This is a genomic window from Waltera acetigignens, from assembly GCF_025567015.1.
GTDB classification, from domain to species: Bacteria; Bacillota; Clostridia; order Lachnospirales; family Lachnospiraceae; genus Acetatifactor; species Acetatifactor acetigignens.
The window spans coordinates 17,271-29,073 of record NZ_JAOQJO010000028.1; the positions used below are offsets into that span (position 1 = coordinate 17,271).

Below are 11,803 nucleotides of genomic sequence, written 5' to 3' on the forward strand. Positions count from 1 at the left end.
ATGACTAAGGGTAAAAAGAAGACTAACAGAAGATTAAAAAAGACAGTAAGGAAGACCCTGGGGACATTGTTTCTGATCTCGGCAATTATAGTAGCGGCAATCCCTACGGAAGGACTGCGTGCAGCAGATGGAACAGAAAAGGAGGTTACGGAATCTTATCTGCAACAGATGAAGATTCCTTATCTGGACAGTAAGGAAGAAATCTATACCACCGGTGACGGTAAGTATCAGTTTGCCTATGTAACGGACGGCGGCAGTGATAAGGGTGCCGTGATCCTGGGATACAACGGTGGCTATCTGGAAGGTAACAACCTGGTAATTCCCGATGGACTGGATGCGTATAAGAAATATTCTTACAGTGATGGAACCAACGGCGGTTATGTCGCTGTAGGTAAGGAAAATGATTTCCTGTTCTATGCAGTGAATCAGACGACAACTGATCCGGTAACCGGGGCAGAGATTGTGATCAGCACATCGTATCAGCCCTGCCGTTATGAAGACCGTGCCCAGTGGGAGAATTTATCATCTGAAGAACTGTATTACAAGTCGGATACTGTATCCGGTGGTGATCTTGTACCTGTTTATGAGAAAACGACAGATTCCAATAAACAGCGTATCAAAGGTGCAGAGGTATGGTATATCGGCAACCAGTATCTGCAGGAAGGAACCGGAAAAGATGCAGGTACCTGGAAAATTGCAGGACCGATCACCAGTAGTGATAAGGGGATTTTTGCCGGAAATGGTAATATTCACACACTGACCATCGGAAAGAGCGTAAAAGGAGTGGGTGTATATGCATTTTATGGCTGTACCGGTATGAGCAGCATTTCTTTGGGAAATGGTCTGAATATTATTGGTGATTATGCGTTTGCCAACTGCCTTACTATGACCAGTGTAAATCTGGATAGGATCAGCAATCTGACAACGATTTCGGATTACGCATTTGCCAACTGCCAGTCCATGGAAAAATTTACGGTTCCTATTAATGTAACAACAATTGGCAATAATGTATTTGAAGACTGTTATTCCATGATAGGCATTAATATGTCCAACGCAGAAGAAAATAACGGTTTCTCTGTGGAAGAGGAAATGGCTTCCACAAATAATGCAACAGCATTAAACAATTTTGGGAAAAATGTATTTAAAGGATGTGCAAATTTAAGATCTGTGACATTCCCCAGAACTTTCAGCAATGCCAACGGCCCGGTATCCGGATCTATTGATGTATCCGAGTTCCGGGGATGCGAGAATCTGAAATATGTAACTGCAGCAAACCCGTCTTTGAAGATCACGGGGGGAGCAGTAGATACTTCATATACCTTTGATTCCTTCAAAGCGGATGTACCGGCAGAGTTTTATCTGGAAAGTGTTGACAGCTCCCAGTTCCATACCTGTGCGACGAATAATTATATGGCATTCAGTTATCTGAATTCCGACGGAACCAAGCAGAATCTGTATGAACTGACAGTTCAGGAAACAAGTGGCAAAAAGGCTGTTTACAGAGTGAATTCCTCTAATCAGCTAGTATACTGTGAATTTGACAGCGGTCTGGAAACTGTTACCATGCCGGATACCGTCGGACCTTACCAGATCACAGTGATCGGCTCCGGTATTTTCCGTAATAACTGTTATCTGAGGAGAATTACGATTCCCTCCTCTATTACTACGATTGAAGACAGTGCGTTTAAAGGCTGCCATAATTTGAAAGATGTCATTTTCAAGGAGCCTGTCAATATTACCAGTATCGGTACAGATGCATTCAAGACCCAGGAGGTGGAATATCATAAGGTAGATTGCGGTAACAAGGACGCAACTGATGTACAGCAATTGTATTTTACAGGCCCTATCTCGGATGATTCGGCACCGTTCAATTATGCAATGGATCCGAACAGCTATATTAACAGAGGAAACCAGGAAAGAACCTATATTACCTATTACAGTGGCTGGCCGAAGAATCTGGAAGTAAAGTATAACCCGGATACGGACAAAAATGAATTGGCAGATTATCCTACGTTTAAAGAAATTCAGTCCGGTTCGAAATATACCACAGGCAATTATGCTTATATGACACTGGAATACCAGGAGGCGGCTAAGACTGCGGTAGATAAATATCTTGGTACGAATTCAGAACCTATGACGGATTATGAACGTGAGATCATCAATGCGGCACTGCAGATCGAATTACCTTACGGTATTGAAACCATTAAAGAAAATCTGTTTACTGCCACAGAACCTTCGGAAGCTCTGCCGTCCAATACGACCAAGACATTGACCGCTTACGGACTGTTGGAGATTGGCAAGGAGACTTTCAAGGATTGTACGAATCTGAGTGGTGTCTATCTGAAAGACAGAACTACGAAGATTGATGATTATGCTTTTAAGGGATGTACAAATCTGACCGGTGTGGCAGTACCTGCCACCACAACAACAATGGGAAAACGTCCTTTCACCGGCTGTGAGAAACTGACAACGGTGGATTTCCAGGGAAGTCCTTATTTCACCTGTGATAATTCTATTATCTACAGTCTGGAAAACGGAAAGAAGAAAGATATCATTGAATTTCTGGAAGGAAGAGCCAGCGGAGTGGTAGCTCCTACGGAAGTAGAGGGAGTCACCGGAATTGCTGAGGAAGCATTTGCGGGCACCAAGGTAAGTTCCGTGGATCTGCGTACCTCCTTTGTGACAGATATTCCGGAAGGTGCTTTTATGGATACTCCGAAGCTGTTCGCAGTTTATCTGCCGGATACCTGTAAGTCCATTAGTAAGGATTCCTTTACGAACAGTAGTATTGCCTACATGGAAGTGCCGGAAAGTGTCAGCTATCTGGATAATGATGCCTTCGGTGGAACCACCGATAAGAGTGCACTGCAGTTCTACTGCGTAGATGGCAGTAATGCATATATCTATGCAACAAAGAACGGTATTATGACGACCTCAAAGCCGCTGGAACTGTTCTATACCGTAACTTTCTGGGATTGGGATTCTACGCTTCTGGATACACAGACGGTAGCAGCAGGGGGAGATGCAGTTCCCCCTGAAGTTAAAGGCAGAGAGGGATATACCCTTACCGGATGGGTTCCGGATTATCATGGGGTACAGGCCGATCTGCAGGTAACTGCCCAGTACGAAGCAGATGATCCGGATGCTTCCAAATATACGGTAACTTTCCTTGACTGGGATGACAGCGTACTGAAGACTATGCTGGTAGCTCCCGGAAAGGATGCAGAACCTCCTATTGATCCTAAGAGAGAAGGATATACCTTTATCGGATGGAGGCCTGCGGTTACCAACATTCAGGCGAATACCACGATTTATGCCCAGTATGAGAAGAATGATTCCGAAGACTCCAAATTCACGGTACGTTTCATTGATTACGATGATACGGTGCTGTACGTGCAGAAGGTAGCGTCCGGCGAAGATGCCATTGCACCACAGAGCCCTACCAGAAGCGGTTATACCTTTACAGGATGGAGACCTGCCATTACCGGAATCACCAAGGATACGGATACTTATGCCCAGTATGCTATTACCGGAAGCCAGGACGATCCGAACGCCACAGCAACACCGGCACCGGGAACGACAGCAACACCGGCTCCCGGGACTAACACCACAACAAAACTGTACACATTGACAGTTAAGAACGGTTCCGGTTCCGGAAGTTATGCTGCCGGTTCCCAGCCGATCATCATTGCAAATGATCCGGCCAAGGGCATGCAGTTCAGCAACTGGACGATCGATCCATCCAATACCACTATAGCAAGTAAGGTATTATCGGCAACGGTAATCACCATGCCTGCGGGAAATGTAACGGTTACGGCAAACTATACAAAGTCAAACGGTTCTAATACCAGTACTTCTACCGGAAGTGGTAATTCTACGAATTCCAATTCCAACAGAAGGCCGAACAGTACTACCACAGGTAATGTTTCCGGCGGCAGAACCACTGTTGTTATTGACAAGAACGGTCTGTCCAATACCGGTGTGGTATCTGCAACGGTAAACGGATCTTCCGATAACTTTGTGATCAAGATCACTGAGAGCGCATCTGCTTCAGAGGAAGTAGTAAAGGCGTTGATGGCAGAGTATGGCAACGATATCAGTGCCATCAAGTATTTCCCGATGGATATCAGTCTCTATGATTCCACCGGCAATAACAAGATCACGGATACCACAGGATTGTCCATCAGCATTACCCTGCCGATTCCGGATTCTCTGATCACCTATGCAGGTAACAACAAGGTAGCAGGAGTGGTGAACAGTAAGTTAGACAAGCTGACACCGAAGTTCTCCACGATTTCCGGAGTATCCTGCATTACCTTTACGGCGGAGCATTTCTCACCGTATGTGATCTATGTGGATACGAACAACCTGACAGCCGGAACAATCGCAGACAGCACTCCTAAGACCGGAGATGCCATTCATCCGAAGTGGTTCCTGTCTCTGGGGCTAGCATGTCTGTCCATAGTATTCTTCATGAAGAAGGATAAGAAGACTCTGCGCAAGGCAAGAGCCTAGTGAAAATAAAGGATGGGAAGGTTTATGAATCATAAAAAGTGGGTAGTTGCATTGGTATTGATAGCTACCGCATTGATCCTGACACATCTTCCTGTGTCGGAGGCAGATGCGGCAGCGTCTGCCTCCGATTTTCAGATTGAAGGCAGTACACTGACAAAATACAGAGGAAGCGATGAACGTGTCACGATTCCCGATACAGTGGAAGTCGTGGGTGAGAGTGCCTTTGAGAACAATCAGAAGGTACAGTTTGTTGTGGTTCCCAAATCTGTGAAACGACTGGATGCCTATGTGTTCTGGGGCTGTAATCATCTGGAAGAGGTTGTACTTGGCAAAGGTCTTACCTCAGTGGATGAATATGCTTTTTCAGGATGCACCGGACTGAAACAGATCACGATCCCTGAGAATGTACAGAGTATTGATGCACAGGCATTTGCCGGATGTACGAACCTTACGGATATTTATATTCCGGACACGGTGACAAGCATCGCAGACGATGCATTCTTAAATTGTGATAACGTAACGATTCATGCGGACGAAGGCAGCGTGGCTGAAAAGTTTGCACAGAAGCTGGCAGAGCAGAAAAGTCAGAGTCCTCTGGTAACGGCAGCGCCGACGGCGACACCGGCGGCAGACGGAACTTCGGATTCACAGGCAACAACAGAGCCTGCCCCCACTGAAACGCCGACCCCTGCACCGACACCGGTGCCCGGAAATGTGATCGGCAGTACCTTTGTCGTAGGAAATCATGCGATGGTTATGATGCTGCCTGAGGAAGAAACTGTGCAACAGGGCTATACGGAACCGGTAGCAGGACAGGAGACTGACGGTGAACCGCAGAATATCACAGCGGAAACAGAAGACGGAAAAATTCCGGAATGGAAATATTACAGGAACCAGTCGGTAGGAGCAGTGAGCATACCGGAGGGAACGACCGAAATCGGACGTTTTGCTTTTTCCAGAAGTTCTGTACAGTCGATTACTTTACCGGAAGGTGTGACCACTATTGATTATGCAGCATTTTATCACTGTGATGATCTGAATAGTGTGATATTGCCGGATACGGTGACCCGGGTGGAAGCCAAGGCATTTACGCATACCGGATGGATGGATGATTTTGAAGAAAACAGCATGGATGATTACCTGATCAGCGGGGACATTCTGGTGGCTTACAAGGGGGACCTTCCCGAAGTGACCATACCGGATGGTGTTCGTGTGATCGCTGATGAAGTGTTCCGCAGCCATACGGAACTGAAAAAGGTGCATCTGCCTGCAAGTGTCACCAATATCGGTGACAGCGCATTCCCGGAGGGAATCGAAATTATAAATGAATAAGGGTCAGATTTTACCGACACCAGGATAAGAAACCGGCATAAGATAGAATAAGTCTTATGCCGGTTTTGTCTTATTTTACGGGGAAGGAACAAGATGCAGCGGGTAAGGGAACAGGTACAGGTGCCGGAACAATTGCATAGTGGGGCAGGACGTGTGAAATCTGTGACTGTTGCTGTGCTGGATACCGGAATTGCTTATCATCCGGATCTGGTAGGACGGCTGCTTGCTTTTTCCGACTTTGTAGAAGGCCGTTCCTTTCCGTATGACGATAATGGACACGGGACACATGTCTGCGGGATTGTATGCGGAAGCGGAGAACTGTCCGGAGGAAGATTTCGCGGAATGGCACCGGAGGCAAAGCTTGTGGTGGGAAAAGTGCTGGACAGACAGGGGGAGGGCTCCTGTGATTCCATGCAGGAAGCTCTGGAATGGGTACTGCGGGTGAAAAACAGGTATGGAATCCGTGTTCTGAATATCTCTGTGGGGATCGGAGACCTGAAGGAACGTTACAAGGAGCAGATGTTGCGAAAATCTCTGGAATTGTTGTGGGATCATAATATTCTCGTGGTCTGCGCTGCAGGTAATACCGGTCCGGAGGATGGTAGTATTTCGGAGATGGCCAGTAGCAGAAAGGTTCTGACGGTGGGGTGTCATGACGGAAGATATTGTAAAAATGATCCCGGAAGGTGTGAGACGTACTCCGGCAGGGGCAGAAGATATGATGTGACCCGTAAACCGGATATTGTGGCTCCGGGGACAAGGATTCTGTCCTGTAATGCTTTCTGGCAGAACCGGAACGGCAGAATCTACAGACCCTATGTAGCAAAAAGCGGCACATCCATGGCAACACCCATTGTATCCGGGGCGGCAGCCCTTGCTATGGAAAAATATCCGGGAATTACCAATGAAGAATTTGTTCGTCTGCTGTCCCTTACAGCTACCGATCTGGGAGAGCCGTGGAACAAGCAGGGCTTCGGCATGCTTAATGTACGGAGATTATTAGAAAACAAGTAAAAGGATAAAATCACTGGGAAAAATAAAAAATATGATTAAAATAAGTCAATAAAATAAATACCAAAGATATTGACACAAATGGTATGATTGTATACAATGATACGAGAACTGCAAAATGTATTTTTACTGCGCAGAGTAAAAATTATAAAATCTTGCAGATATCGAATGTCAGGGAAGAGAGGTATACCAATGAGAGAAAGTGATGCATTTCAGAATCGTCCGGTCTCCATGAATCCGAAGAACAACCTTTTGGAGATTGAAGAGCATATGTACATACTGGATGATGTGGAGAAGCCGAACGTGTTCCGTAACATGTTCCCTTATTCCGAAATCCCCAAAATACCTTTTAATGATCGTATCGTGCCTCATAACATGCCAAAGGATATCTGGATCACAGATACTACCTTCAGAGACGGACAGCAGTCCAGAGCACCTTATACCACAGAGCAGATCGTAAAAATCTATGACTATCTGCATGAACTGGGTGGCCCCAACGGAATGATCCGTGCCAGTGAATTTTTCCTGTACAGCAAGAAGGACAGAGACGCTGTTTATAAATGTATGGAGAGGGGATACAAGTTCCCCGAAGTTACCAGCTGGATCCGTGCCAGCAAGGAGGACTTTAAGCTGGTAAAAGAGATCGGAATGAAGGAGACTGGCATTCTGGTCAGCTGTTCCGATTATCATATTTTCCTGAAATTAAAAATGACCAGAAGACAGGCCATGGATCACTATTTAAGCGTTATCCGTGACTGCCTGGAGGAGGGTATCAGCCCCAGATGTCATCTGGAGGATATCACCAGAGCGGATATCTACGGTTATGTGGTTCCGTTCTGCCTGGAACTGATGAAACTGATGAAGGAGTATCAGATCCCCATCAAGGTCCGGGCCTGCGATACCATGGGATACGGTGTCAACTATCCCGGTGCCGTTATTCCCCGTAGTGTACAGGGTATCATTTACGCAATCCATACCCACGCAGGTGTGCCGCATGAGCTGATCGAATGGCATGGTCACAATGACTTTTACAAGGCGGTGTCCAATTCCACCACAGCATGGTTGTACGGCTGTTCCGGTGTAAATACCTCACTGTTTGGTATCGGTGAGCGTACCGGTAATACACCGCTGGAGGCAATGGTATTCGAATATGCACAGTTGAAGGGTGATCTGAACGGTATGAATACCCGTGTCATCACGGAGCTGGCAGAGTACTATGAGAAGGAGATCGGCTATCAGATCCCGCCCAGAACCCCGTTTGTCGGCAAGAATTTTAACGTGACCAGAGCCGGTATCCATGCGGACGGTCTGCTTAAGAACGAAGAGATCTACAACATTTTCGATACCGAGAAATTCCTGAATCGTCCGGTATTGTGCGCTATTTCCAACACCTCCGGTCTGGCAGGTATCGCACACTGGCTGAACACCTATTATAAGTTAAAGGGAGACAAGCAGGTACAGAAGACTTCCGAACTGGTAGCGGAGATCAAAAAGTGGGTAGACGAGGAGTACGCCGGTGGACGTGTCACCGTGCTTACGGATGAAGAGATTGTGGCCTGCGTCAACCGTATCTGCCTGGAGAAGAACCTGAAGATCGGTGAGTAAGAAAATATGGCGGCATTTTTTGCTACCCAGAAATGAGGATTATAGTGAGTAAGTATGATGTAAAGCAGGAAGTAACGGATAAGTTCTCCCTGCGGGGACGGGTATTTCACAAGCTGAGAGAAGACATCTTAAGCGGAAAATATCAGGAACATGAAGAATTGAAGGAAGTGGCTATCGGCGAGGAGATGGGAGTCAGCAGAACCCCCGTCAGAGAGGCGTTCCGTCAGCTGGAGCTGGAGGGACTGATTCAGATCATCCCCAACAAGGGAGCCTATGTCACCGGTATTACCCAGAAGGATGTGAAGGATATTTACATGATCCGTTCCCTGCTGGAAGGTCTGTGTGCTCGGTGGGCTACGGAACATATCACCAAGGAGCAGATGGAAGAGATGGAAGAGAATGTCTATCTGTCCAAGTTCCATGCCCAGAAGGGGCATCTGGAGCAGCTGGCGGAGTTAGATAATCGTTTCCATGATATTCTGTATGAGGCATGTGACAGCAAGATGCTGGAGCATCAGCTGAAGGACTTCCATCAGTATGTCCTGCGTGTCCGCAAGAAAACATTGGCCAGTGCCAACCGCGGCCCCAAATCCAATGAAGAGCATGAGCAGATCATGGAGGCCATCAAGGCAGGCAATGCCGATCTGGCAGAGCAGCTGGCACACCAGCACATGATCAACGCCTATGACAACATGGTGAAAAACGGTCTGAACGAGGCCTATGCACAGCAGGATAAGCCGCAGGAATAGGTTGCCTGTCTGTGAAACTTACTGTAGAATGTAATTATTCAGAGCCAATGGGCGAAGTAACCACATGAGCAAATAACATGCAGGCATGTTATTCGGTGAAGCCTTGCAGAAGCGATTTTGCCAATGTGGTTCTGGATAGCTATTGCAAAGTAAAAGAATAAATACCGGAAAGGAAATCATTATGGAAAAGATCAAAATGACAACCCCTCTCGTAGAGATGGACGGAGACGAAATGACCAGAATCCTCTGGCAGATGATCAAGGATGAACTGTTACTGCCTTACATCGATCTGAAGACAGAGTACTATGATCTTGGACTGGAGCATCGTAATGAGACCGATGATCAGGTAACCGTGGATTCTGCCAATGCCACATTGAAGTACGGCGTTGCTGTAAAATGTGCGACCATTACCCCCAACGCTGCCAGAATGACAGAGTATAATCTGAAGGAAATGTGGAAGAGTCCCAACGGAACCATCCGTGCGATCTTAGACGGTACTGTATTCCGTGCACCGATTCTGGTAAAGGGTATCGTTCCTTATGTCAAGAACTGGACCAAGCCCATTACCATTGCCCGTCATGCTTACGGCGATGTGTATAAAAATACTGAGATCAAGGTACCCGGCCCCGGTAAGGCAGAACTGGTATTTACTGCAGCAGACGGCACCGAGACCCGTGAACTGATCCATAATTTTGATGGAGCAGGTATCATTCAGGGTATCCACAATACGAATAAGTCTATCGAGAGCTTTGCAAGAGCATGCTTCAGCTATGCCGTAGATACGAAGCAGGATCTGTGGTTCTCCACCAAGGACACCATTTCCAAAAAATACGATCATACCTTCAAGGATATTTTCCAGGAGATCTATGATAACGAGTACAAGGCAAAATTCGAGGAACTGGGCATTACATATTTCTATACCCTGATCGATGATGCCGTAGCCCGTGTCATCCGTTCTGAGGGCGGATTCATCTGGGCCTGCAAGAACTATGATGGTGATGTAATGTCCGATATGGTAGCTACCGCTTACGGCGATCTGTCCATGATGACTTCCGTACTGGTATCTCCCAGCGGTGTCTATGAGTATGAGGCTGCTCACGGAACCGTACAGCGTCATTACTACAAGCACTTAAAGGGCGAAGAGACCTCCACCAACTCCATCGCTACCATCTACGCATGGACCGGAGCTCTCAGAAAGCGCGGTGAACTGGATCAGATCCCCGAGCTGTGCAACTTCGCAGACAAGCTGGAGCAGGCATGCATCAAGACCATCGAGGACGGCAAGATGACCAAGAGCCTGTCCCTGATCTCTACCTGTGAGCATCCCGTGATCCTCAACAGCCTTGACTTCATCAAGGCGATCAGAGAGACACTGGACAGCCTGCTGTAAAAATAAAATGGAAGAAATGGATGCTTCCCTGTAGGAATGGGGGCATCCGTTTTTGGTGTACACCCAAAGATCTTACCGGAGGATTACAGAAGTGAAGGATGAAAAAGAAGCTGTGTGTTCCGGAAGAACATTGACACCATTGCTACTTGGAGTGTTTTTCTGGTTCATCGGAGTGGGAGTTTTTTTAATATTGATTTCAAGCATTTCAAAGGAAGTGAAAGGCGCAGGCATTATCTTTTTCATATTATGTGGAATGGAAGGGAGCTATTTCCTCCTGTTTTGGCGCAACAAAAGAATTACTATGACGCGGAATGATATTACTTACCGTTCCATTTGGGGAAAAGAGAAAAAATACTCATGGGAAGACGTGAGATCGGTGCGTTATAAGTCGGCTGGAAGAGGGGCGTATAGAATTCTGATCCAGACAGACCGAAAGATATGTATCGAAACCGGAATGATGGAAAACAGTGAAGAGGCTGAAAAACTGATAAAGGGAAAAGGGTATTTAGGTCTCCATTAACCTTCGGTAATCAATCCGTAAAGAGATGAACATTAACGAGTGGGAAGCTTAGTCTTCCCATATTTTTTTACTCGAAATACAAAGGAGTAGTACCATGTTTACGAAAAAAGCAGAGATGATTTTAATGTCATCTCTGCTTTTTTCGTGGATTTTTCATTAATTATCTTGGAAGAATTTGGGGCATTTTGGCGAAGAATAGTTGCGGGGGATCGGGGATACAGGTACAATAGAAGGAAAGGAATCGGCAAACGATAAAAGCATGCGAAAGTGGAAGAAGGTGGATTTAATACGGAATAAAAAAAGGCTGTTTGATGAAATAAAATATTATTGTGAAGAAAATAAACTGGATCAGAGGATGTTTCTTCGGCAGGAGATTCTTCGGGAGGATATAGAGAATCAGACAACCTCATCCAAGTGACCGACAGGGAGGGAAAAGTTACTCTTATTGAACTATAATCTCCATACCGATGATGACCGGAAGGGTAATTCCGGCAACGGCAACGGGAACAACAAGGACAATTCCGGCAGCGGAAACAACGGAAACGGAAATTCCGGAAATAACGGCAAGGGAAACGGTAAGGGGAATGGCAACAATAAGAAGAACAGCAAGTCCGACGGCACGGATGATGCAGGCTACGGCAATGCAACCAATGCGGAGGAGAACAACAGCCAGAACCAGTG

Annotated in this window: 8 protein-coding genes; all 8 read left to right on the plus strand. The window is 46.5% G+C overall.

Going from position 1 to position 11,803, the window contains the following annotated elements:
• Positions 1–4,515, plus strand: coding sequence for a leucine-rich repeat protein (locus OCV96_RS18710; RefSeq protein WP_262595150.1), 4,515 nt, complete (start codon positions 1–3; stop codon positions 4,513–4,515).
• 24 nt (positions 4,516–4,539) lie between these two features.
• A complete protein-coding gene (locus OCV96_RS18715; RefSeq protein WP_262595151.1) occupies positions 4,540–5,847 on the plus strand; it encodes a leucine-rich repeat domain-containing protein in 1,308 nt (435 codons plus the stop codon).
• A gap of 93 nt (positions 5,848–5,940) precedes the next feature.
• Positions 5,941–6,861 carry a S8 family peptidase gene (locus OCV96_RS18720; RefSeq protein WP_262595152.1) on the plus strand — a complete coding sequence of 307 codons (921 nt, stop codon included), beginning with the start codon at positions 5,941–5,943 and terminating at the stop codon, positions 6,859–6,861.
• 189 nt (positions 6,862–7,050) lie between these two features.
• Entirely contained in the window at positions 7,051–8,463 is a 1,413-nt protein-coding gene (locus tag OCV96_RS18725) for a beta/alpha barrel domain-containing protein (RefSeq protein ID WP_117467185.1), read from the plus strand.
• 44 nt (positions 8,464–8,507) lie between these two features.
• On the plus strand, positions 8,508–9,212 hold the full coding sequence (locus tag OCV96_RS18730; protein ID WP_022312873.1) for a GntR family transcriptional regulator: 705 nt from the start codon (positions 8,508–8,510) through the stop codon (positions 9,210–9,212).
• A 181-nt stretch (positions 9,213–9,393) separates the two neighbouring features.
• The gene (locus OCV96_RS18735) at positions 9,394–10,602 is read left to right on the plus strand and encodes an NADP-dependent isocitrate dehydrogenase (protein WP_117467187.1); all 1,209 of its coding nucleotides are present in this window, start codon (positions 9,394–9,396) and stop codon (positions 10,600–10,602) included.
• Between the two features lie 91 nt (positions 10,603–10,693).
• Positions 10,694–11,122, plus strand: a complete 429-nt coding sequence (locus OCV96_RS18740) for a DUF6560 family protein (protein WP_262595153.1) — start codon at positions 10,694–10,696, stop codon at positions 11,120–11,122.
• Positions 11,123–11,567: 445 nt separating this feature from the next.
• A partial coding sequence (locus OCV96_RS18745) for a hypothetical protein (protein WP_262595154.1) occupies positions 11,568–11,803 on the plus strand: 236 nt, incomplete at its 3' end.

Bases quoted from the DNA above. Each gene is read 5' to 3' on its own strand.
- OCV96_RS18710 (WP_262595150.1), top strand. From the start codon at position 1: ATGACTAAGGGTAAAAAGAAGACTAACAGAAGATTAAAAAAGACAGTA.
- OCV96_RS18715 (WP_262595151.1), top strand. From the start codon at position 4,540: ATGAATCATAAAAAGTGGGTAGTTGCATTGGTATTGATAGCTACCGCA.
- OCV96_RS18720 (WP_262595152.1), top strand. From the start codon at position 5,941: ATGCAGCGGGTAAGGGAACAGGTACAGGTGCCGGAACAATTGCATAGT.
- OCV96_RS18725 (WP_117467185.1), top strand. From the start codon at position 7,051: ATGAGAGAAAGTGATGCATTTCAGAATCGTCCGGTCTCCATGAATCCG.
- OCV96_RS18735 (WP_117467187.1), top strand. From the start codon at position 9,394: ATGGAAAAGATCAAAATGACAACCCCTCTCGTAGAGATGGACGGAGAC.